The organism is Streptococcus sp. oral taxon 061 (genome assembly GCF_964211575.1).
GTDB lineage: Bacteria > Bacillota > Bacilli > Lactobacillales > Streptococcaceae > Streptococcus.
Genome location: NZ_CAXOQQ010000008.1, coordinates 60,550 through 85,858, shown reverse-complemented (window position 1 = coordinate 85,858; position 25,309 = coordinate 60,550). Strand labels below are relative to the sequence as shown.

General features: G+C 40.5%; 24 protein-coding genes. 20 read left to right on the top strand and 4 right to left on the bottom strand.

Annotated features, from left to right (window positions below; translation table 11 throughout):
- The first annotated feature begins 13 nt into the window (after positions 1-13).
- From AB8E63_RS07235 to AB8E63_RS07180, 12 genes are all read left to right on the top strand, one after another.
- Complete coding sequence (locus tag AB8E63_RS07235) at positions 14-1,279, top strand: tyrosine-type recombinase/integrase (RefSeq protein WP_368910573.1); 1,266 nt, start codon at positions 14-16, stop codon at positions 1,277-1,279.
- Between the two features lie 405 nt (positions 1,280-1,684).
- Positions 1,685-1,924, top strand: a complete 240-nt coding sequence (locus tag AB8E63_RS07230; protein WP_195183617.1) for a GlsB/YeaQ/YmgE family stress response membrane protein — start codon at positions 1,685-1,687, stop codon at positions 1,922-1,924.
- A gap of 85 nt (positions 1,925-2,009) precedes the next feature.
- Positions 2,010-2,573, top strand: a complete 564-nt coding sequence (gene amaP / locus AB8E63_RS07225) for an alkaline shock response membrane anchor protein AmaP (protein ID WP_368910571.1) — start codon at positions 2,010-2,012, stop codon at positions 2,571-2,573.
- An 11-nt stretch (positions 2,574-2,584) separates the two neighbouring features.
- Complete coding sequence (locus AB8E63_RS07220; protein WP_004250679.1) at positions 2,585-2,755, top strand: DUF2273 domain-containing protein; 171 nt, start codon at positions 2,585-2,587, stop codon at positions 2,753-2,755.
- Positions 2,756-2,766: 11 nt separating this feature from the next.
- Positions 2,767-3,396 carry an Asp23/Gls24 family envelope stress response protein gene (locus AB8E63_RS07215; protein ID WP_368910570.1) on the top strand — a complete coding sequence of 210 codons (630 nt, stop codon included), beginning with the start codon at positions 2,767-2,769 and terminating at the stop codon, positions 3,394-3,396.
- 36 nt (positions 3,397-3,432) lie between these two features.
- Positions 3,433-3,639, top strand: coding sequence for a CsbD family protein (locus AB8E63_RS07210; RefSeq protein WP_281137511.1), 207 nt, complete (start codon positions 3,433-3,435; stop codon positions 3,637-3,639).
- 539 nt (positions 3,640-4,178) lie between these two features.
- Entirely contained in the window at positions 4,179-4,793 is a 615-nt protein-coding gene (locus AB8E63_RS07205) for a YesL family protein (protein ID WP_368910568.1), read from the top strand.
- Entirely contained in the window at positions 4,771-6,444 is a 1,674-nt protein-coding gene (locus AB8E63_RS07200) for a sensor histidine kinase (RefSeq protein WP_368910609.1), read from the top strand. Before AB8E63_RS07205 ends, AB8E63_RS07200 begins: the two co-directional genes overlap by 23 nt.
- 2 nt (positions 6,445-6,446) lie before the next feature.
- The gene (locus AB8E63_RS07195) at positions 6,447-7,733 is read left to right on the top strand and encodes a response regulator transcription factor (RefSeq protein ID WP_006153016.1); all 1,287 of its coding nucleotides are present in this window, start codon (positions 6,447-6,449) and stop codon (positions 7,731-7,733) included.
- A gap of 61 nt (positions 7,734-7,794) precedes the next feature.
- Positions 7,795-8,325, top strand: a complete 531-nt coding sequence (locus AB8E63_RS07190; RefSeq protein ID WP_223333924.1) for an ABC transporter permease — start codon at positions 7,795-7,797, stop codon at positions 8,323-8,325.
- Between the two features lie 75 nt (positions 8,326-8,400).
- Positions 8,401-8,868 (top strand): class Ib ribonucleoside-diphosphate reductase assembly flavoprotein NrdI, encoded by a 468-nt coding sequence (gene nrdI / locus AB8E63_RS07185; protein ID WP_223333922.1) that lies wholly within the window; start codon positions 8,401-8,403, stop codon positions 8,866-8,868.
- A gap of 70 nt (positions 8,869-8,938) precedes the next feature.
- A complete protein-coding gene (locus tag AB8E63_RS07180; RefSeq protein ID WP_004250709.1) occupies positions 8,939-9,148 on the top strand; it encodes a hypothetical protein in 210 nt (69 codons plus the stop codon).
- Between the two features lie 34 nt (positions 9,149-9,182).
- On the opposite strand, the gene AB8E63_RS07175 is transcribed toward AB8E63_RS07180, so the two are convergent.
- On the bottom strand, positions 9,183-9,431 hold the full coding sequence (locus tag AB8E63_RS07175) for a MarR family transcriptional regulator (protein ID WP_368910566.1): 249 nt from the start codon (positions 9,429-9,431) through the stop codon (positions 9,183-9,185).
- 510 nt (positions 9,432-9,941) lie between these two features.
- A complete protein-coding gene (argS, locus tag AB8E63_RS07170) occupies positions 9,942-11,633 on the bottom strand; it encodes an arginine--tRNA ligase (RefSeq protein ID WP_368910565.1) in 1,692 nt (563 codons plus the stop codon).
- Between the two features lie 153 nt (positions 11,634-11,786).
- Between argS and argR the strand changes: the two genes are divergently transcribed.
- Together argR and mutS are read left to right on the top strand one after the other, a co-directional pair.
- Positions 11,787-12,233, top strand: a complete 447-nt coding sequence (argR, locus tag AB8E63_RS07165; RefSeq protein ID WP_004250715.1) for an arginine repressor — start codon at positions 11,787-11,789, stop codon at positions 12,231-12,233.
- A gap of 46 nt (positions 12,234-12,279) precedes the next feature.
- Complete coding sequence (gene mutS, locus AB8E63_RS07160) at positions 12,280-14,814, top strand: DNA mismatch repair protein MutS (RefSeq protein WP_368910564.1); 2,535 nt, start codon at positions 12,280-12,282, stop codon at positions 14,812-14,814.
- Positions 14,815-14,853: 39 nt separating this feature from the next.
- Here mutS and AB8E63_RS07155 read toward each other — a convergent pair whose 3' ends face one another.
- Together AB8E63_RS07155 and AB8E63_RS07150 are read right to left on the bottom strand one after the other, a co-directional pair.
- Positions 14,854-15,312 (bottom strand): DUF3021 domain-containing protein, encoded by a 459-nt coding sequence (locus tag AB8E63_RS07155; protein ID WP_254724854.1) that lies wholly within the window; start codon positions 15,310-15,312, stop codon positions 14,854-14,856.
- Complete coding sequence (locus tag AB8E63_RS07150; protein ID WP_254724853.1) at positions 15,309-15,749, bottom strand: LytTR family DNA-binding domain-containing protein; 441 nt, start codon at positions 15,747-15,749, stop codon at positions 15,309-15,311. The genes AB8E63_RS07155 and AB8E63_RS07150 overlap by 4 nt, the downstream gene beginning before the upstream one ends.
- A 343-nt stretch (positions 15,750-16,092) precedes the next feature.
- Between AB8E63_RS07150 and rpsL the strand changes: the two genes are divergently transcribed.
- From rpsL to AB8E63_RS07120, 6 genes are all read left to right on the top strand, one after another.
- The gene (rpsL, locus tag AB8E63_RS07145; protein WP_001142332.1) at positions 16,093-16,506 is read left to right on the top strand and encodes a 30S ribosomal protein S12; all 414 of its coding nucleotides are present in this window, start codon (positions 16,093-16,095) and stop codon (positions 16,504-16,506) included.
- Between the two features lie 19 nt (positions 16,507-16,525).
- A complete protein-coding gene (gene rpsG / locus AB8E63_RS07140; RefSeq protein ID WP_004250722.1) occupies positions 16,526-16,996 on the top strand; it encodes a 30S ribosomal protein S7 in 471 nt (156 codons plus the stop codon).
- Between the two features lie 277 nt (positions 16,997-17,273).
- Positions 17,274-19,355 carry an elongation factor G gene (gene fusA, locus AB8E63_RS07135; protein ID WP_049495285.1) on the top strand — a complete coding sequence of 694 codons (2,082 nt, stop codon included), beginning with the start codon at positions 17,274-17,276 and terminating at the stop codon, positions 19,353-19,355.
- Between the two features lie 113 nt (positions 19,356-19,468).
- Positions 19,469-23,863, top strand: a complete 4,395-nt coding sequence (locus AB8E63_RS07130; RefSeq protein ID WP_368910554.1) for a PolC-type DNA polymerase III — start codon at positions 19,469-19,471, stop codon at positions 23,861-23,863.
- 23 nt (positions 23,864-23,886) lie between these two features.
- Positions 23,887-24,039 carry a hypothetical protein gene (locus AB8E63_RS07125; protein ID WP_368910552.1) on the top strand — a complete coding sequence of 51 codons (153 nt, stop codon included), beginning with the start codon at positions 23,887-23,889 and terminating at the stop codon, positions 24,037-24,039.
- 20 nt (positions 24,040-24,059) lie between these two features.
- On the top strand, positions 24,060-25,301 hold the full coding sequence (locus AB8E63_RS07120) for an aminopeptidase (RefSeq protein WP_016466266.1): 1,242 nt from the start codon (positions 24,060-24,062) through the stop codon (positions 25,299-25,301).
- The last annotated feature ends 8 nt before the right edge of the window (positions 25,302-25,309 follow it).

Here is a 25,309-nt window from a genome sequence, read left to right as displayed (position 1 = left end):
GTGAAAGGCTACTATGCAGAAAGAAACTATCATTCACAACAATCGAAAAGTCATTAAAACTACCAAGAGTAATGGAACTGTTAGTTATACGCAACGTGGTGTGTATATTGGTGTAGATATTAAGACTGGTAAAAAAGTTACATCATCTATAACTGCCAAAACTTTAAAAAGTCTTGATAGAAAAATCATTCAAGCTCGGATTGAATTTGAAGCGAAGGGATCAACTTTAAAAGAAACCTTGCTGATTAATAATTTTGAGGAGTTAGCTGAAGCCTGGTTTGTCAGTTTTGTAACTTGGGTGACTTCTCAGAATACGATTAACCGAGTTCGAAGCTATCTTGATACCTATATCATCCCTAAGTTTGGAGAATATAGGCCTGAAGAAATAAAATCTGCAGACATTCAGATTTGGGTTAATAAATTAGCCCAACAATCTAAAAAATCTGTTGAATCAGGTGTTAAAAAATCCAAAAAGGGACACGCAAAAGATTTCGGCGCAGTTATCTATAAGCTTAGTGATATTTTCGATTATGGAATCACGAATTTCGAACTTTCTCATAATCCAGCTCGGACAGTAAAAATTCCTCCAAAACCAAAGGTGGTTAAGGAGAGAATTATGGTATTGCACGGAGAGGATTTGGGTACTTGGCTGAACTATCTTGATACTCTTCCTGACACACGAGCTAATCGAAGATTTAAAGTTATTTGCGACACGCTGTTAGCTTCTGCGCTTCGAATCAATGAACTTCTTGCTTTATCGATTCATGATCTCGATTTTGATTCCAATGAAATCATCGTTAATAAGACGCTGATGTGGAAAGTTGGAAGTAAGAAACTTGGGATTAAGGGTGAGATTGTTTGTAAGAACAGTGCCAAAACTGATTCTGGTAACAGAAGAGTTGCAGTCCCGAGACAAGTCCTAGATGACTTGAAAGCTTTTCATGCTGAGATGAGTGATTACTTTGAGAGTCATGATTTACCAACTGTGGATCTAATTTTTCCGACAATTTACGGGAACTATATGTGTGATAGAAATGAACGTGCAACGCTTAAAAAGCGTTTGACTGAGTTGGGACTACCAAACTATGGTTTTCACCTTTTCCGTCATACACATGCTTCTTTGATGCTGAATGCTGGTGCGAACTGGAAAGAACTCCAGATAAGAATGGGACATAAGTCGATTAAAACGACTATGGACACTTATGCTGAATTGGCACCGAAAAAGAAAGCAGAAGCAGTTGAAATCTACCTCAAAGAAATTGCAAAATTGACGGCTTAGCAAAATGACTACATTTATGACTACATTTTCTATAGAACAATCTAAAAACGTTGATATAACGGTGTTTAAAGAGTGCTAAAATAACATTCACAACCTTTACAGAAGTAAAGTAAGCATTCAATACGAATCAATACATAAGAAAAACGCTTGTTTTAAGCGTTTTTTATTTTTTCCAATTTCAATGTATTGCAATAAAAATCAACCGAATGACTACATTTTTTGTGAAATAAATTAGATGTTCGGATATATAGAAAACGCTCTAGTCACAATGACTAGAGCGTTTTTATATTGTTTTAAAATTTATTAAAGCATATATTCGTGAGCATATAATTTGAGTGCGCTCTCATATTTTGATATACTATATTTAACCCAGATATATTGGGATTGTGAAAGGAGGCGCATATTATGTTGTGGTCCATTATTGTCGGAGGCTTTATCGGCCTTGCAGCAGGGGCAATCACTAAAAAAGGTGGCTCAATGGGAGTAATTGCTAATATATTTGCCGGTTTAATCGGTTCATCAGTAGGTCAATCACTCCTTGGTACTTGGGGACCATCACTAGGTGGTATGGCTATCATTCCATCTATTGTTGGTGCAGTGATTGTAGTTTCTGTGGTATCATTCTTTTTGGGTAAAAAAGGTTAATGTTTTACTCGAAAGCAGTCTATAGCTTTTAATTTATAATGACGGGTAAAGCTATGGTTTGTTGCACTAATTGAAAGGATTTTATATGTCAAAATCAAAGAAAATATTATTACTTATTTTCTGTATTTTAATCTTGACAATTTTCCTTCCTATTTTGATAGATTACCACCAGGTTAGTGATTTAGGGATTCAATTGACTAGCTGGAGACAGACATCATTTGAATATTATCTCGCTAGATATGTATTTTGGGGGCTTTTAGGGCTGTCTATCTTAGTTTTATTATGGATGTTAGTAATCCTGTTTTATCCTAAACAATATCTGGAAATAAAACTTGGAACTAAAGATGATAATTTAAAACTAAAGAATTCAGCTATTGAAGGGTTTGTTCGATGTTTATTGGATGAACACAAGATGGTCAAAAATCCCAAAATTCAGGTACATACTCGGAAAAAGAAATGTTTCGTTTATGTAGAAGGTACAGCTGTTCTTTCAGATAACATTGCTAACAAATTTGAAGTAGTTCAAAACGAAATCACTCAAGGATTGAAAGAATTCTTTGGTATTGATCGAGAGGTTAAACTGGAAGTTTCAGTGAAAGAATATGACCCTCAAAAAGCAGCTAAGAAAATTGTTAGTCGTGTAAAGTAAGGAAGTAAAAAATGGAATGGTTTAAAAAATATCAATACCCAATTCTATGTGGTGTAGTAGGTATTATTCTAGCCTGCTTCATCCTATCCTTCGGTTTCTTTAAAACATTATTCGTTTTAATCTGTGGAGCCCTAGGAATTTGGTTGGGATACTATGTACAGAAGAATTATTTAAATAAATAAAGGAGTTTCATATGTCAAACGTAGAAAAAAATGTAAATGTAAATAATGAAAAAAAAGATGTTGTTGTTTCTAAAGATGTTCGCGGAGAATTAACTTACGAAGATAAAGTTATTCAAAAAATCATCGGTCTTTCACTAGATAGAGTCCCAGGACTATTACATGTTGACGGTGGATTCTTCTCAAATCTTACAGAAAAACTTGTTAACACTAACGATGTAACACACGGTGTTAACGTTGAAGTTGGTAAAGAACAAGTAGCAGTTGACTTGAACGTTATCGTAGAGTACAGAAAAAACGTTCCAACTCTATACAAGGAAATCAAAGACGTTATCGTATCAGAAGTTGCGAAAATGACTGATCTAGAAGTAGTTGAAGTTAACGTTAATGTTGTTGATATCAAAACTAAAGAACAACATGAAGCAGACTCAGTTAGCCTTCAAGATCGTGTAACTGACGTAGCAGAATCAACAGGCGAATTTGCGTCAGAACAATTGTCTAGAGTGAAATCTGGTATCGGTTCAGGTGTCGCAGCAGCACAAGAAAAACTTGGCGAAGGCGCTGAATTCGTTCAAGAAAAAGTTGGCCAAGGCGTTGAAACTGTTAAAGACGCTGCAGCCAAAGCAGAACCACGTGTTCACTAATTACTAATTTAGAAAAAATAAAAGGAGGACATACTTATGTCTACAGAAGAAAAATTAAACCAAGCAGCAGGATCTGTTAAAGAAGGCGTTGGCAAATTAATAGGCGATAAAGGACTTGAAAGCGAAGGAGCTGCTGAAAAAGTTGCTTCTAAAGTGAAAGAAGTCGCTGAAGATGCAAAAGACGCAATTGAAGGCGCTGTTGAAGGTGTTAAAAACATCTTTAAAAAAGACGACGCTAAATAGTAAAATTTAGGTAATCTTGCTATTTCCCTTGAAAACACTCCCTAACTGGGGGTGTTTTTGTTATTCGTTTTTATCAATGCACGTTTTATAGAGAAAAAAAGAATACAGGACAAACAAATTCCTGTATTCTTAAAATAACTTAGAGCAGCATTAACAAAACAGCGACTAATATGATTATAGTGCAAATTATTTTTCCGATTTTTCATGTTGCTTGAACAATTTTTCAGAGAAAAGAGTCAATATAAGCGCAACACACATCAACACAGTGCTTAAAGTTTGAGTAGTCATGGTACATACTCCTTTCGTTATTTTGTTAATCCAGTAAATAAGTTGAATAGTAATTATCTAATTTTCAAACATATCCATCTGCCTTGGGAAAGCCTTTGTTCTTTGATTATTAATCGGTATCTCTATCTATCTTTATTATAGCACAAATATCCTTATTAAACCGATAAATGTATTTATTTTTAGTGCTCCTATTTTTGAGAGCGCTTGAAATATGTTATAATAAAACTAGATTAATGTATAGGAGGCAAACCGTGGGAAATTTCATTGAGCTAGTCTTTCATCGTTTCTTTTTGGGGATGATTGCGACGGCTTATTTTTGGTTATTGACACTAGCAGGAGGAGTGGTTTTTGGTATAGCACCCGCTAGTGCAACTCTCATGAGTTTATTTGCTGAAAATGGCTATTCTTACCGTGCTTATCGTTTCAAGGAAGCATGGGCTTTATTTAAGAGCAATTTTGTCAAAAGTAATCTCAGTTTCTACACCTTTATAGGGATTGACTTGATCTTGATTTATGGCTTGTATCTGATGATTCAGTTGCCAAACCAGACCATTATCCACTTGGCAGCAACATTTCTAAATATCTTTTTAGTAGCCTTGGTATTTTTGGCCTACACGGTATCTTTAAAGTTACAGGTTTACTTTGAATTGTCCTATAAAAACACCTTAAAACTTGCCTTTATCGGAATTTTTATGAGTTTATCAGCAGTGGCCAAGGTTCTCCTTGGTAGCATCTTGTTAGCCATTATTGGCTTCTATATGCCAGCCCTCATTGCTTTTGTAGGTATTGGGATGTGGCACTTCTTTATTAGTGATTTATTGGAGCCTGTTTATGAAAGTATTCATGAAAAATTGGCAACCAAATAAGACCAAACAATTCCGCCTTCACTCACTCCTAAGAATCTATAGTCTGGTGATGATTATCATCATTTCCTGCTTTGCTCTCTTGATTTCTTATGCAGACTGGGATATGCGTGAAAGGGAAGCCAATCGTGTCGGTCAGCGTGTTCTCGCTCGAACAGTTGATGAGGTTGAATACTATTATCGAGAGTCAACCCGTCTAGCCCAGAGTTTAGTGGATAATCAAGCTCGGATTGAAGGTATTTACAAGTATTTTAGCCTTAGTACGCCGGATTATTTTTACTGGCAGTTAGAGCGCAAGGCATCACCCTATATTTCCGTTTCCATTTATGAAAATATCGATGATATTTACGTGCGAAACGATTTTGTGACAGGTATTTCGATTGTTCTACAGGATTCAACAGATGTATTTGTTTCCAAAAGAGGAAACAGAGGTGGACAGAAAATTCCAGCTGAGAGCTTTAAACCGGATGCTAATAGTTTTGCGGTTCCAGTGTCTGATCCCATCTCGGACCAGGCTCTTGGAGTCATTTATATTTCCGTAGAGCCAGAAGTCCTCTATAAAGCGATTGACAACACTAGGGGAACAATTCCTGTAGCAGTAACTGTCATTGCACCATATGAAACAGATATGTTCTATATTGGAACGAAGGGAACGAATGAGTCTTGGTTGGTAGGAACAACTGCCCATGGTTATCAAGTTCGAGTAGCTGTACCAAAGGATTATGTTTGGAGTGGGACTTTAGCGAGTTCGGCACTTATTTTAGGTTTGAGCGCCCTCTTTATCATCATTTTATATATGACCTTAAGAAGGACTTTTTCTGACTATCAAAGTCAGGTTGTGGACTTGGTGGACTCTATCCAAGCCATTACTAAGGGAGAGCAGACCAAGAGAATCGACACAGATAAAAAGGACCAGGAATTGCTACTAATTGCTGAGTCGACAAATGATATGTTGGATCGACTGGAAAGTAATATTCACGATATTTATCAACTGGAACTCAATCAAAAAGATGCCAACATGCGAGCCTTACAAGCTCAAATTAATCCGCATTTCATGTACAATACTTTGGAATTTTTGCGAATGTACGCAGTAATGGAGAACCAAAATGAACTAGCAGATATCATCTATGAGTTCAGTAGTCTTCTGCGCAATAATATCTCTGACGAGCGAGAAACGACCCTCAAACAAGAAGTGGAGTTTTGTCGGAAATACAGTTATCTCTGTATGGTTCGCTATCCAAAATCCATTGCCTATGGATTTAAGATTGACCCTGAATTGGAAGAAATGCGTATTCCAAAGTTCACCCTCCAACCGTTAGTGGAAAATTATTTTGCCCATGGAGTTGATCACAGAAGAACAGATAATGTTATCAGTATCAAGGCTTTGAAAAAAGATGGCTATGTCGAAATCTTAGTAACCGATAATGGTCGTGGGATGTCTGCTGAAAAACTAGCAGAAATTCAAGCTAAACTGGCTCAAAGAACCTTTGAACACACAGTAGATTATAAGGGGCAACAACAGTCTATTGGGATTGTTAATATCCACGAACGCTTTGTGCTCTACTTTGGAGACCGCTATAACATCAATGTAGAATCAGCTGAACAAAAAGGTGTTCAATATAGAATCACCATTCAGGATGAAGAGAAAGGATAAACATGTATAAAGTACTATTAGTTGACGATGAGTACATGATTACAGAAGGACTTAAGCGTTTGATCCCTTTTGAAAAATGGGATATGGAAGTCGTTGCAACAGCCAATCATGCTGACGACGCTTTGGACTATGTCCGAGAACATCCCGTAGATATCGTCATTTCTGATGTCAACATGCCTGGCAAGACAGGACTTGAAATGATTGGGGAAATGAAGGAACTCTTGCCAGAGGCTTACTATATTCTTCTTTCCGGCTATCAAGAATTTGACTATGTTAAGAAAGCCATGAACCTCAATGTTGTAGATTATCTTGTCAAACCAGTTGATAAGGTTGAACTGGAGCATTTACTTGAGAAAATCCTTGGTCAACTTCGTGAGAAAGTGCATGAGCCAGAAATGTTAAGTCAAAAGTTAGACGACGAAGCATTTAAAGCACACCTGTCTCAAAAAGAAAACTGGTGGATTGGACTCTCCCAAGAGAAACAAGGGGATTTTGTCATTCCTTACTATGTTTTAGGTCAGGACTGGCAGATTGTGATTGCAGCTCAGAAATTCGACGGTTTACTCGTTATGCCTTTTGAGTTACCTTATCAGGCCAACTTTGAAAAATGGAAATTTGACGTTGAAAAAGCCCTCTTCTATGGAACTGTAAACCTCGATCAATCTGAAAGTCTCTTCTCTTATTATGAACCCATCTATCGGGTGATTATCCAAGGAAATCTTCAGCAGATTATCGAAGAGTTGAATTTGCTTGAGAAGATTGTGTTAGAAAATACACCGAGGGTGTCCATTACCAAGCAACTCTTTACTCAGTTTGTGATGGATGTCTTCCACCTCTTTGAACATCTGAAAGCAGATGATATGACAGATATTGTCAAAAGAATTCATGCCATCACAAACTTTGAAGATTTAGTGGCTTATACCAAGGAAACTTTGACGTCCTTCTTTGGCCAATACCGCATGAATGAGAATGTTGTCAGTGTACTCGAAGTCATTGGTAGAGACTATAAAAAAGAACTTTCTCTCAAGGATATCAGCAAGGATCTTTTTATCAATCCTGTGTATTTAGGTCAGTTAATCAAGAAGGAAACCAATTCAACCTTTGCTGAGCTTCTCAATAAGCAACGGATTAAGGCGGCCCAGCAACTTTTACTATCAACCAATGATAGTATTGAGGATATTTGCTATACGGTTGGTTATAGTAATGTAGGGTATTTCTACAAGGTCTTTCGAAAACTATGTGGAAAGTCTCCGAAGGCCTACCGCAAGCAGATTGAAGTCACCCTCTAACTTTTGTTATCCATCTTAAAATATGCTATAATAAATTCAAAATTATGAGGAGGTTGCTTTTATGAAAAAGAAACCAATCTATCTATGGGTTTTATTAGTCTTATCAGCGATTAATTCAGCCTTGGCAGTAGTTGGAATATTTACTCCAGTACCTAGTAAGGACGCCCTTCGTGCTAGCCAAGAAAATGTTGGGACACTTAGTGCTCAACAAATAGAAGATGCTGTCAACTATGCCCACCAAGTGTCAGAGTCATCTCACTCTATTTTTAACACGATACTCATTATTCTATCTGCTATCCTAGTTGTAGTAGCCTTTGTTTTCTTAATTCGTAAGAACTTGCAGTTGGCAAACTACACTTATGTTGGATATGCCTTGCTAGCTATTGTTGGACTAGTCCATGACAATATGAATTTACAAGATGCTATGCAATTGATTAAAGATGACACCCTACGTTTAGGAATGGAAGTCATGTCAAAAGTAACCACTATCATATTCATCGTCATCAATGTTATCTTTTTGGGAATCGTCTTCTATAAAATATGGCGTCAGCAAAAAGAATTAACAGAATCTCAAGAGGAAGAACTCGCATAAGAGTTGACAAAGGATAACTATCAAGATACAATCTTGGTAGTTATTTTTTTGGATTCGAGAAAGAGGGAGGAAAAGATGAAAAAAATTTCCTTAGTTTATATCAGTCTAAGCGGCAACACGGAGAGTTTTGTAACACGTTTGAAAGCTTATTTGTTGGAGCAGTATGCGAACATTGAAGTAGAAAAAATTCATATTAAAGACTTGGTCAAGGAAGGAGAAGACTTCTTTGAGATGACCAACCCATATGTGGCTTTTCTACCGACTTACCTCGAAGGTGGCAATGGGGTTGACAATGGAGATGTGGAAATCTTGACCACTCCAGTAGGTGACTTTATCGCATATGGTGATAATGCTAGCAAGTGTTTTGGTGTCGTAGGATCGGGTAATCGCAATTTTAACAACCAATACTGTTTGACCGCCAAACAATATAGCCAGCGCTTTGGTTTTCCAGTCCTAGCTGACTTTGAAATGCGCGGAATGTTGGGAGACATCAAGAAGGTTGCTGGGATTATTGCTGAACTTTATGAACTTGAATCCTTGTAATAGGATAGAGTTGTGAGGCTAGATTTTTATCCCCTGGTTCATAGAATTATTTCAAAAGAGAGCAGTTCAAATGAGTAAATTACAGAGATCATTTTTAAAGTATATAAAACGCAAACCAAGCTTCAAGGATATTATGCTATGCAGTGCCTTGCTACTATTAGCGATTGCTCTGCTACTGTTCTCTGAGAAAATTTTTGATGAAAATGTAGCACCAGTTGGAACCATGGTATCCTTAGGGATTGTTATCTTGGTAGGAATCTTAGCTGTCAGAAATAAATAAAAAGACTCGAGAAATGTCATCTCGAGTCTTTTTGTTAGTTGCGAATTTCGTCAACGATTTCTTTTGAAATGGGAATCCCTAAACGGTAGCCTTTGTTGATGTAGTCAATGACATCATTGATATTTTCTATCGTTTGGATTTTCTCTTTGATAGTTGCACGAAAAGCTGGATCTTTTAATAGTTGGTCCTGAAGCAGTCTTTGAAGTTTCTCTTTTTCATATTTATTGACAAGAAAGAGAAAAAGAAGACTGATAACAACTAAGATATAAGCGTATTGGCTCATAAAAATTCTCCCTAGGTGATAAAGAAGTAAGTGGTTAGAGAAAAACGAATATCCTTCGCCTTTCGAGTGATGATACTGTAAGCGCCTAGCTACTTGTTATTAATTAGTAAGGCGTTTAGGCAAATCGCCTCATTTACGACGTCGTGGCCCCTAAATCGATTATATTTAGGGGGCATGACTAGTGAAGCAGTTAGCTAGTCTGCATAAAAGCGGCTAGCGTCTAACAATTATGAATTTTAGTTACAGTAACTTGAAGATTACGACGTCTTTCGGTAGAAATCGATAATATTTCTATCGAAAGACTAGTGAGGCGCCTAGCCAAAGTCCGAATAGGATTTGACGTTAGTTACTGAGATTGCTTAGTAATAAATTAATTTAATAGATCACGACATGCATCCAAATAAGTCGATATTATTTATTTGGATGCATTAGTAAGGCGTTTAGGCAAATCGCCCGATAGCGATTGCCGTCAAGAGACTAGGAACTTTAGTTCCAGTCTCTTGTAACGAGTTACATCTTCTCTGGCGCCTCTACACCCAGCAGACGAAGGGCTTCTTTGAGGACGACTGCAGTTGCATAGCTAAGGACTAGACGGCTGTCACGTTCTGGACTTTCATCTAAGATACGAGTGTGGGCATAGTATTTGTTAAAGGCTTGAGCTAAGCTGATTGCAAATTTAGCGATGATAGAAGGTTCGTAATTATCAGCTGCACGTTTAATAATACGTGGGAAGTCTTGGATTAGCTTGATGATTTCCCAGCTTTCAGCATCGTTCAAGCTATAGTTGGCACCTGCTTCAGGTTTGAAATCGGCTTTACGCAAGATTGATTGGATACGAGCGTAAGCGTATTGAACATAAGGACCTGTCTCACCTTCAAAGGATACCATAGCTTCAAGGTCGAAGTCGTATCCATTTGTACGGTCAGTTTTAAGGTCATAGAATTTAATGGCTCCAACTCCAACAGCATGAGCGACCTGGTCTTTGTTTTCAAGTTCTGGATTTTTGGCTTCAATCTGCGCTTTAGCACGGCTGATGGCTTCTGCAACAGTTGGTTCTAGTAAGATAACATTCCCTTTACGAGTAGAAAGTTTTTTCCCTTCTTTTGTAACCAAACCAAACGGAACATGGACAATGTCTTGGCTCCAATCGTAACCCATTTCTTGCAAGACAGCCTTGAGTTGTTTGAAGTGAGCAGATTGTTCTTGACCAACGACATAGATAGATTTGGCAAATTGGTATTCGTTTTTACGGTAGAGGGCCGCAGCCAAGTCACGTGTGATGTATAGAGTTGCGCCGTCAGATTTCTTGATAAGAGCTGGGTATTCAATTCCATATTTTTCAAGATTAACAACTTGAGCACCTTCTGATTCGACTAATAGTCCTTTTTCAGAAAGGATGTCTACAACTGCATCCATTTTGTCATTGTAGAAGGCTTCTCCGTTGTAGCTGTCAAATTCAACTTGTAGCTCATTGTAGAGACGGTTAAATTCTACCAAGCTTTCATCGCGGAACCATTGCCAAAGAGCGAGAGCTTCCTCATCACCGTTTTCAAGCTTGCGGAACCATTCGCGTGCTTCTTCATCCAAGCTTGAATCGTTCTCAGCTTCAGCATTAATGCGGACATAGAGTTTGAGAAGTTCATCAATTGGATGTGCTTTGACAGCTTCTTCATTGCCCCATTTCTTGTAGGCAACAATCAACATCCCAAACTGTTTACCCCAGTCTCCCAAATGGTTGACCTTGACAGTTTTATAGCCGATTTTTTGGAAGATATGTGACAAGCTATCTCCGATAACTGTTGAACGAAGGTGACCGATTGAAAATGGTTTAGCGATATTAGGGCTAGACATGTCAATGACAACATTTTCTTGATTGCCAATCTCTTGGTCAGCGTAGTGCTCTTTTTCAGTGATAACGTTTTGTAGAACTTGATCAGAAATGGCAGCCTTATCAAGGAAGAAGTTGACGTAAGGACCTGTTGCTACAACCTTTTCAAAGGCTTGACTATTGATCTTTTCAGCGATGTCAGCAGCAATCATTTGAGGAGCTTTACGTTCAACCTTTGCCAATGAGAAGGCAGGGAAGGCGATATCTCCCATATCTGAGTTTTTAGGTGTTTCTAGTAAATTTAAAATAGCCTCTTGGTCCAGGCTATCAATGACGCTAGCCAACTCGCTAGCAATCAATTCTTTTGTATTCATTTAAGGCTCCTTTAGGGCTTTTTTACTATTTTATCACAATTTACTACATTTTTTTTGAAAGAAGAGATATTTTTTGAAATATCCAGTTTTTTTGATATAATGTTCTTACTAAAAAAATGTAAAATGTAATAAATATGCAATCGAAAGGATCTTATGAGAAAAAGAGAACGTCATCAGCTCATCAAGCGAATGATTACAGAAGAAAAATTAGGAACTCAAAAGGAAATTCAAGATCGATTGGAAGCCTGTGATGTCTTTGTGACACAAACAACCTTATCTCGTGATTTGCGAGAGCTTGGCTTAACCAAAGTTAAGAAAAACGATGTTGTTTACTATGTGTTAGCAAATGAGACAGAGAAGATTGATCTGGTCGAATTCCTTTCACATCACTTAGAGGGTGTTGCAAGAGCCGAATTCACCTTGGTTCTCCACACTAAACTTGGAGAAGCATCCGTTTTAGCCAATGTAGTAGATTCAAATAAAGATGGGTGGATCTTAGGTACTGTTGCCGGAGCGAATACCTTGTTGGTTATCTGTAAAGATCAACATGCAGCTAAAGTCATGGAAGAACGCTTGCTAGAGTTAATGGAAGATAGATAAGGTCTTGAGAGCTTCTCTCAGGACTGTTTTTACAAGGAGAGAGTAAATGACTACTGAAAAATTATCACCTGGTATGCAACAGTATGTGGATATCAAAAAACAATATCCAGATGCTTTTTTGCTTTTTCGTATGGGTGATTTTTATGAGTTGTTTTATGAAGACGCAGTCAATGCTGCACAGATACTAGAAATCTCACTAACCAGTCGCAATAAAAATGCTGAAAATCCGATTCCCATGGCTGGTGTTCCCTATCACTCTGCCCAACAGTACATCGATGTCCTCGTTGAACGTGGCTACAAGGTTGCCATCGCCGAGCAGATGGAAGATCCTAAGCAGGCTGTTGGTGTTGTTAAGCGCGAGGTTGTTCAGGTCATTACACCAGGAACAGTGGTTGATAGTAGTAAGCCAGATAGTCACAATAACTTTTTAGTGGCTATTGATCGTGAAGGTTCCCAGTATGGACTAGCCTATATGGACCTAGTGACAGGTGATTTCTATGTAACGGGATTATCAGATTTCTCTCTAGTCTGTGGTGAAATCCGTAACCTCAAGGCCAGAGAAGTGGTGATTGGTTACGACTTGTCTGAAGCGGAAGAACAGATTCTCAGTTGTCAAATGAATCTGGTACTTTCCTATGAGCAGGAACCGTATGAAGATGTTCATCTGTTGGATTCAAGATTGGCAACTGTTGAAGGAGCAGCTAGTGGTAAACTTCTCAAGTATGTCCATCGGACGCAGATGCGAGAGCTCAGCCACTTGAAGCCTGTTATCCGTTATGAAATCAAAGATTTCTTGCAGATGGATTTTGCGACCAAGGCTAGTCTTGATTTGGTTGAAAATGCTCGCTCAGGTAGGAAACAAGGGAGTCTGTTCTGGTTGCTAGATGAGACCAAGACCGCAATGGGTATGCGTCTCTTACGTTCCTGGATTCAACGCCCTTTGATTGATAAGGACCGTATCCTTGAACGTCAGGAGGTTGTGCAAGTCTTTCTGGATTATTTCTTTGAGCGTAGTGATTTAACGGAAAGTCTCAAGGGAGTCTACGATATCGAGCGTCTGGCCAGTCGAGTGTCTTTTGGGAAAAGTAATCCTAAAGATCTTTTGCAATTAGCGACTACCTTGGGAAGTGTTCCACGAATTCGCGCTATTTTAGAAGGAATGGAGCAACCAGCTCTAGCTTATCTGATTGAACAACTGGATGCTATCCCTGAGTTGGAAAGCCTGATAAGTGCTGCCATTGCCCCAGAGGCTCCCCACGTGATTACCGAAGGTGGTATTATCCGAACGGGCTTTGATGAGACCTTGGATAAATACCGTCGTGTGCTGAGAGAAGGGACCAGCTGGATTGCTGAGATTGAGGCCAAGGAAAGAGAAAACTCTGGCATCAATACTCTCAAAATTGACTACAATAAAAAGGACGGATACTATTTCCATGTAACAAACTCGCAGCTAGGTAACGTACCAGCCCACTTTTTCCGTAAGGCTACGCTGAAAAACTCTGAACGATTTGGGACAGAGGAATTGGCGCGTATCGAGGGAGAAATGTTAGAGGCGCGTGAGAAATCAGCAAATCTAGAATACGAAATCTTTATGCGTATTCGTGAGGAGGTTGGCAAGTATATCCAACGTCTACAGGCTCTGGCTCAAGGAATCGCTACTATCGATGTCTTGCAAGGCTTGGCAGTAGTTGCAGAAAAACAGCACCTGATTCGACCAGAGTTTGGGAAAGAGTCGCGGATTGCTATCCAGAATGGTCGTCACGCAGTTGTTGAAAAGGTCATGGGAGCTCAGACCTATATTCCCAATAGTATCCAGATGGATGAAGATACTAGCATTCAACTAATTACAGGTCCGAACATGAGCGGGAAGTCAACCTACATGCGTCAACTAGCCATTACAGCGGTTATGGCTCAGATGGGTTCCTATGTCCCTGCAGAAAGTGCTCGTTTGCCAATTTTTGATGCGATTTTTACACGTATCGGTGCGGCAGATGACTTGGTTTCAGGTCAATCTACCTTTATGGTAGAGATGATGGAAGCTAATAATGCCATTAGTCATGCGACAAAGGATTCATTGATTCTTTTTGATGAGCTTGGTCGAGGAACCGCAACTTATGATGGTATGGCTCTAGCCCAGTCTATTATCGAGTATATCCATGAGCATATTGGTGCCAAGACTCTCTTTGCCACGCACTACCATGAATTAACCAGTCTGGAAGCTAGTCTTGAACATCTAGTAAATGTACACGTGGCTACGCTTGAGCAAAATGGCCAGGTTACTTTCCTTCATAAGATTGAACCAGGTCCAGCTGATAAATCATACGGTATTCACGTTGCTAAGATTGCAGGATTGCCAGCAGACTTGCTAAAAAGAGCGGATGCGATTCTAACTCAACTAGAGAGCCAAGGCCAGGAAAATCCAATTTCTATCAATCAAAGGAATGTTGTCAATGAGCAAATGTCTCTCTTTGATGAAAAAGAAGAAAATCCTATCCTAGCAGAGTTGGCCCAAGTAGATGTGTACAATATGACACCGATGCAAGCCATGAATCTCTTATTAGAGCTAAAACAAAAATTATAAGCAAAAACCCACTCCGTTTTGTGAGTGGGTTTTTAGGTCTTATTTTTTCTGAGCTAATAGTTGGTTGATGTGGGCAACCTTCTTTGATTCTCTCTTATAGAGAACAACCCAGATGATGAGGTAGACGATTGCAAACTCTGGGATGAGTTGAAGGATGAAAGTCCAGTGAAGAGGGAACCAGCCTGCTAGGATTGCTAGAGGTACAAAACCTAGCAACATAAGGAAGAAGTGAGTGACAGTCGCACGAAGAAGGCTCCAATCTTGAGCGAATAGACGGCTACCAAAACTAAAGAGGACTCCAATAGCTGACCAGATAAGCAGACAGTAAAGTAAGACGAGTGATCCATGCACCTGATGTTGGGTCATGAATTGCCCAATTAAAGAGTTGGGGCTGAGAGGTGCGTAGTTACTTGGTGAGTGGATAAAAGAAAAGATAATAGATAGGATGAGGCCGATGAGGATACCAGTTGTGGCATCGTGAAATACTTGTTTTTTCATAGTTCTAATTTCTCCTTAATAGTTTTGAGGTAACGGCGAGATGAGTAGGTGAAACTTTCGTTTTTAAGATAAATTTCAATCAAGCCGTTAGAGGTTAGTTTTAGATGACTAATTGCATCAATGTTGACAATTTCCGATTGGGAAATTTGGATAAAGGAAGCAGGTAGAATTTCACTTGCTTGGTAGAGACGAATGTCAAGTGCATAGGTTTGGCTATCCGTCTCGGCCAGAACCTTACGATTTTCAATGTATACACGCTGAATCTTGCTAATCTGAATCAAGTAGACCTGGTCTTGGAATTTTCCTTTGATAGTTTCTTTTTGATCCAGGGATTGTACAAAGTCCTGAACCTTTTGAACTCTAGGGGACAAGGTCGGTGCCTCTATGATGATTTGCTCTTCGGTGTATTGCTGATCAATATCAAGTCTGAGTTTCATAATTTCTCCTTTATAAAGTTGTAATAGAGATCTCTTACTTACAAATCTATTAAACACCATTTTGTCGACAAATACAAGAAGCTCTGTCTATGTGGTCGGTTGAAGAGTCTATCTGGTAGGTGACCGTTTTCAAAGAGATTTTAGAGCAAATAAGTCAAAAAATAAGAAGAAATATATTGACAAAAATAGAAAAAACGTGGTACAATGTTAGACGGTACTTTTTACTTTTGGTCTCTCAAGAGTGTACAGGGACGTGCTGACAAATGTTGCAAAAGTACACACAGATGATAGCTGTCACCAAGTGTATCATCACCAAAAATAAAAAAAACACAGGAGAATGTAGATGCCTACAATTAACCAATTGGTTCGCAAACCGCGTAAATCAAAAGTAGAAAAATCTAAATCACCAGCTTTGAACGTTGGTTACAACAGTCATAAAAAAGTTCAAACAAACGTTTCTTCACCACAAAAACGTGGTGTAGCAACTCGTGTTGGAACTATGACACCTAAAAAACCTAACTCTGCCCTTCGTAAATTTGCTCGTGTACGTTTGAGCAACCTTATCGAAGTTACTGCTTACATCCCAGGTATCGGACACAACTTGCAAGAGCACAGCGTGGTGCTTCTTCGTGGTGGACGTGTAAAAGACCTTCCAGGGGTACGTTACCATATCGTCCGTGGTGCACTTGATACTGCAGGTGTTAACGATCGTAAACAAGGCCGTTCTAAATACGGTACTAAACGTCCAAAAGCATAAGGAAAGGGGATAAAGAGAAATGAGTCGTAAAAATAGAGCTCCAAAACGTGAAGTATTGCCAGATCCGCTTTACAATTCACAATTAGTTACTCGTCTTATCAACCGCGTTATGCTTGACGGTAAACGTGGTACAGCTGCTTCAATCGTTTACGGTGCTTTTGAGCAAATCAAAGAAGCTACTGGTAACGATGCACTTGAAGTATTTGAAACAGCTATGGAAAACATCATGCCTGTACTTGAAGTACGTGCACGTCGTGTTGGTGGATCAAACTACCAAGTCCCAGTTGAAGTTCGTCCAGAACGTCGTACAACACTTGGACTTCGTTGGTTGGTAACAATTGCTCGCCTTCGTGGTGAACACACAATGCAAGACCGTCTTGCAAAAGAAATCTTGGATGCTGCTAACAACACTGGTGCAGCAGTTAAGAAACGTGAAGACACTCACCGTATGGCTGAAGCTAACCGTGCCTTCGCACACTTCCGTTGGTAATAAAATGATGCTAGGAACGGTAAGGATGCAAGGTGAAAATAGGAAACTGACGCAGTATTCGACGAATACAAGGAAGTTTATCTTTTTCACACAGCATCCCGTTCCGGCTCAAATCGGCTAACTAACTATAGCCCGAGTACAATTCAACTTCCCATCTCACGAGTTGAAACCAACTAAACAAGATAAACATTGAGAACGGGTGGGTCCTGCCTATCCGTTTTTATTGAAATCGTGTTATAATAGAATAGAAATAAAAAATATAGGAGAAACAAACCTCATGGCACGCGAATTTTCACTTGAAAAAACTCGTAATATCGGTATCATGGCCCACGTCGATGCTGGTAAAACAACTACAACTGAGCGTATTCTTTACTACACTGGTAAAATCCACAAAATCGGTGAAACTCACGAAGGTGCGTCTCAAATGGACTGGATGGAGCAAGAGCAAGAACGTGGTATCACTATCACATCTGCTGCGACAACAGCTCAATGGAACAACCACCGCGTAAACATCATCGACACACCAGGACACGTGGACTTCACAATCGAAGTACAACGTTCTCTTCGTGTATTGGACGGTGCGGTTACAGTTCTTGACTCACAATCAGGTGTTGAGCCTCAAACTGAAACAGTTTGGCGTCAAGCAACTGAGTACGGAGTTCCACGTATCGTATTTGCCAACAAAATGGACAAAATCGGTGCTGACTTCCTTTACTCAGTAAGCACACTTCACGATCGTCTTCAAGCAAATGCACACCCAATTCAATTGCCAATCGGTGCTGAAGATGACTTCCGCGGAATCATCGACTTGATCAAGATGAAAGCTGAAATCTATACTAACGACCTTGGTACAGATATCCTTGAAGAAGATATTCCAGCTGAATACCTTGAACAAGCTCAAGAATACCGTGAAAAATTGGTTGAAGCAGTTGCTGAAACTGACGAAGAATTGATGATGAAATACCTCGAAGGTGAAGAAATCACTAACGAGGAATTGAAAGCTGGTATCCGTAAAGCGACTATCAACGTTGAATTCTACCCAGTACTTTGTGGTTCTGCCTTCAAGAACAAGGGTGTTCAATTGATGCTTGATGCGGTTATCGACTACCTTCCAAGCCCACTTGATATCCCTGCGATCAAAGGTATCAACCCAGATACAGATGAAGAAGAAACTCGTCCAGCATCTGATGAAGAGCCATTTGCAGCTCTTGCCTTCAAGATCATGACTGACCCATTCGTAGGTCGTTTGACATTCTTCCGTGTTTACTCAGGTGTTCTTCAATCAGGTTCTTACGTATTGAATACTTCTAAAGGTAAACGTGAACGTATCGGACGTATCCTTCAAATGCACGCTAACAGCCGTCAAGAAATCGACACTGTTTATTCAGGTGATATCGCTGCTGCCGTTGGTTTGAAAGACACTACAACTGGTGACTCATTGACAGATGAAAAAGCTAAAATCATCCTTGAGTCAATCAACGTTCCAGAACCAGTTATCCAATTGATGGTTGAGCCTAAATCCAAAGCAGACCAAGATAAGATGGGTATCGCCCTTCAAAAATTGGCTGAAGAAGATCCAACATTCCGCGTTGAAACTAACGTTGAAACTGGTGAAACAGTTATCTCTGGTATGGGTGAGCTTCACCTTGACGTCCTTGTTGACCGTATGCGTCGTGAGTTCAAAGTTGAAGCGAACGTAGGTGCTCCTCAAGTATCTTACCGTGAAACATTCCGCGCTTCTACTCAAGCACGTGGATTCTTCAAACGTCAGTCTGGTGGTAAAGGTCAATTCGGTGATGTATGGATTGAATTTACTCCAAACGAAGAAGGTAAAGGATTCGAATTCGAAAACGCAATCGTCGGTGGTGTGGTTCCTCGTGAATTTATCCCAGCGGTTGAAAAAGGTTTGGTAGAATCTATGGCTAACGGTGTTCTTGCTGGTTACCCAATGGTTGACGTTAAAGCTAAGCTTTACGATGGTTCATACCACGATGTCGACTCATCTGAAACTGCCTTCAAGATCGCTGCATCTCTTGCACTTAAAGAAGCTGCTAAGACTGCACAACCAGCTATCCTTGAGCCAATGATGCTTGTAACAATCACTGTTCCAGAAGAAAACCTTGGTGATGTTATGGGTCACGTAACTGCTCGTCGTGGACGTGTAGATGGTATGGAAGCACACGGTAACAGCCAAATCGTTCGTGCTTACGTTCCACTTGCTGAAATGTTCGGTTATGCAACAGTTCTTCGTTCTGCATCACAAGGACGTGGTACATTCATGATGGTATTCGACCACTACGAAGATGTACCTAAGTCAGTACAAGAAGAAATCATTAAGAAAAACAAAGGTGAAGAATAATTCACCGTCACTTTAAAAGAAGTCACTTTGTGGCTTCTTTTTCTGTTTGGTAGAAATAGCTAAAATTGCCTCAAATATGATAAAATAGAAGGAGTATATTGTGAGGAAAATGGATGTCAACCACTTTTGAAATTTTAATGAATCAGTTGGGTATCCCCGCTGAGATCAGAAATCATGAGGCCTTCTCCCAGGCTGAAATTGAACAAGTTATTGTACACAAGCAAAGTAACATTTGGGAGTTTCGTTTTGTCTTTGAGAATATTCTGCCCTTTGAACTCTTTTTAGCATTGAAGAAGGGATTGAAAGAAGAATTTTCAAAAACAGGAAATCAAGCGACTTTCGAGATTAAAACGAAAGATCAAGATTTTTCAAGAGAGCTTTTACAGGCATACTATCGGGAGGCTTTTTCAGCTGGCCCTTGTTCTAGTCAAGGCTTTCGAACCATGTATCAGGATTTTCAGGTTCGATTTGAAGATGATCAATTGATTATTGAGGCTTCTGAAGCAGCAGATACAGAGCATTTCAGGAAAAATCACCTGCCTAATCTTGTCAAACAGTTGGAAGAATTTGGTTTTCCTAAACTAACCTTCCGATTGGAAAAAAATGAGGACCTGACCAAGGAAGAACAAGAAATCTTCCATACAGAGAATCAAATGATTGTTCAGGCTGCCAATGATGAGACCCTTCGAGCTATGGAACAGTTAGAACAGATGGCACCGCCTCCTCCAGTTGAGGATAAACCTGTCTTTGATTTCCAAGCCAAGAAGGCAGCTGCTAAGCCTAAACTCGACAAGGCAGAGGTAACTCCAATGATTGAGGTCAATACCGAAGAAAATCGACTGGTTTTTGAAGGGGTTGTCTTTGATGTGGAGCATAAAGTGACTAGAACGGGTCGTGTCTTGATTAATTTTAAGATGACGGACTATACGTCTAGTTTCTCCATGCAAAAATGGGTCCGAAACGAAGAAGAAGCTCAGAAGTTTGACATCATTAAGAAAAATTCATGGCTCCGTGTTCGTGGAAATGTCGAGGTCAATAATTTCACACGAGATTTGACCATGAATGTGCAAGATGTGCAGGAAGTTGTTCACTATGAGCGTAAGGACTTGATGCCAGAAGGCGAGCGTCGTGTTGAGTTTCATGCCCATACCAATATGTCGACTATGGATGCTCTTCCTGAGGTCGAAGAAATCGTTGGAACAGCAGCCAAATGGGGTCATAAAGCAGTAGCAATCACAGACCACGGCAATGTTCAGTCTTTCCCTCACGGTTATAAGGCAGCCAAGAAAGCTGGTATTCAGCTCATTTATGGAATGGAAGCCAATATCGTAGAAGACCGTGTTCCTATCGTCTACAACGAAGTGGAGATGGATCTTTCTGAAGCTACCTATGTAGTCTTTGACGTGGAAACGACTGGTCTATCAGCTATCTATAATGATTTGATTCAGGTGGCGGCTTCCAAGATGTATAAGGGCAATATCATTGCTGAGTTTGATGAATTTATCAATCCTGGGCACCCCTTATCAGCCTTTACAACCGAATTGACAGGGATTACCGATGACCATGTGAAAAATGCTAAACCCTTGGTTCAAGTTTTAAAAGAGTTTCAGGAATTTTGTAAGGATACCGTTCTTGTAGCCCATAATGCAAGCTTTGACGTTGGTTTTATGAATGCCAACTATGAGCGTCATGGTCTTCCAAAAATTACTCAACCTGTCATCGATACGCTAGAGTTCGCTAGAAATCTCTATCCAGAGTACAAGCGACATGGTTTGGGAGCCTTGACCAAACGTTTTGGTGTAGCTCTAGAACACCACCATATGGCCAACTATGATGCGGAAGCAACTGGCCGTCTGCTCTTTATCTTTATCAAAGAAGTAGCAGAAAAACACGGTGTTACTAACTTGGCACGATTAAATCTTGATTTAATCAGTCCAGATTCTTATAAGAAAGCTCGAGTCAAGCATGCGACTATCTATGTGAAAAATCAAGTAGGCTTGAAAAATATCTTTAAGCTGGTTTCCCTCTCAAATACCCAGTATTTTGAAGGAGTTCCACGGATTCCACGTACGGTGCTGGATGCCCATCGAGAAGGTTTGATCTTAGGTTCAGCCTGTACGGAAGGGGAAGTCTTTGATGCAGTCGTATCACAAGGTGTAGATGCAGCTGTCGAAGTTGCTAAATACTATGATTTTATCGAGGTGATGCCTCCGGCTATCTATGCACCTCTGATTGCCAAAGAGCAGGTCAAGGATATGGAGGAACTTCAGACCATTATCAAGAGCTTGATAGAGGTCGGAGACCGTCTCGGTAAGCCAGTTCTTGCGACAGGAAACGTCCACTATATCGAACCTGAGGATGAGATTTATCGAGAAATCATCGTCCGCAGTCTAGGTCAGGGGGCTATGATTAACCGAACGATCGGTCATGGAGAAGCTGCCCAACCAGCTCCACTACCCAAGGCACACTTTAGAACAACTAATGAAATGTTGGATGAATTTGCCTTTCTAGGGGAAGACTTGGCTCGTAAGATTGTCATTGAAAATACCAACGCCTTAGCAGAAATTTTTGAGCCTGTTGAGGTCGTTAAAGGCGACTTGTATACACCTTTCATTGACAAGGCTGAAGAAACGGTCGCTGAATTGACCTACAAGAAAGCTTTTGAGATTTATGGAAATCCGCTGCCAGATATTGTCGATTTGCGGATTGAAAAAGAACTAACCTCTATTCTGGGGAATGGATTTGCTGTGATTTATCTAGCTTCACAGATGCTAGTGCACCGTTCAAACGAACGAGGCTACTTGGTTGGTTCACGTGGGTCTGTTGGATCCAGTTTCGTTGCGACCATGATTGGAATTACCGAGGTTAATCCGCTTTCTCCTCACTATGTCTGTGGTCAGTGTCAGTACAGTGAGTTTATTACAGATGGTTCCTACGGTTCAGGATTTGATATGCCAAATAAAGACTGTCCAAACTGTGGCCACAAGCTTAGCAAGAATGGCCAGGACATTCCTTTCGAGACCTTCCTTGGTTTTGATGGGGATAAGGTACCTGATATCGATTTGAACTTCTCAGGTGAAGACCAACCGAGCGCCCACTTGGATGTTCGTGATATCTTTGGGGAAGAATATGCCTTCCGTGCAGGAACGGTTGGTACGGTGGCTGCTAAAACAGCCTATGGATTTGTCAAGGGTTACGAGCGTGACTATGGCAAATTCTACCGAGAAGCTGAAGTAGAGCGCCTAGCCCAAGGAGCTGCTGGTGTTAAACGGACGACCGGTCAGCACCCAGGAGGAATCGTTGTTATCCCTAACTATATGGATGTCTATGACTTTACTCCAGTACAGTATCCTGCAGATGATGTCACTGCTGAATGGCAGACCACTCACTTTAACTTCCACGATATCGATGAGAACGTCCTTAAGCTCGATGTCCTTGGTCATGATGATCCGACCATGATTCGCAAGCTCCAGGACTTGTCAGGCATTGATCCAAATGATATTCCTATGGATGATCCTGGTGTCATGGACCTTTTCTCAGGTACAGATATCCTTGGAGTGACACCTGAACAAATCGGGACTTCAACTGGTATGCTTGGAATTCCAGAGTTTGGAACTAACTTTGTTCGAGGCATGGTGGATGAAACCCATCCGACGACCTTTGCAGAGTTGCTTCAGCTTTCTGGTTTGTCTCACGGGACAGACGTATGGTTGGGAAATGCCCAGGATTTAATTAAGACTGGAATTGCAGACCTATCAACCGTTATCGGATGTCGGGATGACATCATGGTTTACCTCATGCACGCAGGTCTAGATCCAAAGATGGCCTTTACCATCATGGAGCGAGTGCGTAAGGGATTGTGGCTTAAAATCTCAGAAGAAGAGCGCAATGGTTATATCGAAGCCATGAAGGCTAATAATGTGCCTGAGTGGTATATCGAATCTTGTGGAAAAATCAAGTACATGTTCCCTAAAGCCCATGCGGCAGCCTACGTTATGATGGCCCTTCGCGTGGCCTACTTCAAGGTTCACCATCCAATTTATTATTACTGTGCATACTTCTCCATCCGTGCCAAGGCCTTTGATATCAAGACCATGGGTGCAGGCTTGGATGCTATCAAACGTAAGATGCAAGAAATTGCTGAAAAGCGTAAGAACAATGAAGCTTCCAACGTAGAAATTGACCTCTATACAACACTTGAAATCGTCAATGAGATGTGGGAACGTGGCTTTAAATTCGGCAAATTGGACCTCTATCGCAGTGATGCGACTGAATTCATCATCGATGGAGATACCCTTATCCCACCGTTTGTTGCTATGGATGGTCTGGGAGAGAACGTTGCCAAGCAACTGGTTCGTGCCCGTCAAGAGGGAGAATTCCTCTCTAAAACTGAATTGCGCAAGCGTGGAGGACTTTCCTCAACCTTGGTTGAAAAAATGGATGAAATGGGCATTCTCGGCAATATGCCAGAGGACAATCAGTTGAGCTTGTTTGATGATTTGTTTTAAGGGTTAGTAACGGAGGGCATTTCATGAAACTAAGAATTTTTGCGGAAGACAAGCCGGCTGAGAAGGTGTTTGAGTATCAATTAGACATTGCTGATCAAACAATTCTTCTATCGACAGCACTCTTGTCAGGTACTATTGCACTAGCAGGGCTACTTTCTGCTTTGAAAGAAAAATAAAAATAGAAAAGAGAAACAAGATGGTTTTACCAAATTTTAAAGAAAATCTAGAAAAATACGCCAAGTTATTGGTGGCAAACGGAGTTAACGTGCAACCTGGTCATACTTTGGCACTCTCAATCGATGTGGAGCAACGCGAGTTGGCTCACTTAATCGTCAAAGAAGCCTATGCACTTGGAGCGCACGAAGTTATCGTTCAATGGGCAGATGATTTTGTAAACCGTGAGAAATTCCTTCACGCGCCGATGGAGCGTTTGGACAATGTGCCAGAATACAAGATTGCTGAGATGAACTACCTTCTTGAAAACAAAGCAAGTCGTCTCGGTGTTCGTTCTTCTGACCCAGGTGCCTTGAACGGAGTAGATGCAGAAAAACTTTCAGCTTCTGCTAAAGCTATGGGAATTGCTATGAAGCCAATGCGTATTGCAACTCAATCTAACAAGGTTAGCTGGACTGTAGCAGCAGCTGCTGGACTCGAGTGGGCTAAGAAAGTCTTTCCAAATGCTGCAAGTGACGAAGAAGCAGTAGACCTCCTTTGGGACCAAATCTTCAAGACTTGCCGTGTCTACGAAGAAGATCCAGTTAAAGCTTGGGAAGAACATGCAGCTATCTTGAAGAGCAAGGCAGAAATGCTCAACAAAGAACAATTCTCAGCTCTTCACTACACTGCTCCTGGAACAGACTTGACACTTGGCTTGCCTAAGAACCACGTTTGGGAATCTGCCGGAGCAATCAATGCTCAAGGCGAAGGTTTCTTGCCAAATATGCCAACAGAAGAAGTCTTTACAGCCCCTGATTTCCGTCGCGCAGATGGTTATGTCACTTCTACAAAACCTCTTAGCTACAATGGAAATATTATCGAAGGCATCAAGGTGACCTTTGAAAATGGTCAAATCGTTGATATCACAGCTGAAAAGGGTGATCAGGTTATGAAGGACCTCGTCTTTAAGAATGCTGGTGCGCGTGCCTTGGGTGAATGTGCCTTGGTACCAGATCCAAGCCCAATTTCACAATCAGGAATTACTTTCTTTAACACCCTTTTTGACGAAAATGCTTCAAATCACTTGGCTATCGGTGCAGCCTATGCAACGAGCGTTGTTGGTGGAGCTGAGATGAGCGAAGAAGAGCTGGAAGCTGCAGGACTTAACCGTTCAGATGTTCACGTTGACTTTATGATTGGTTCTAACCAAATGGATATCGATGGTATCCGTGAGGATGGGACACGCGTACCACTCTTCCGCAATGGAGATTGGGCAATTTAAGGAGAAAC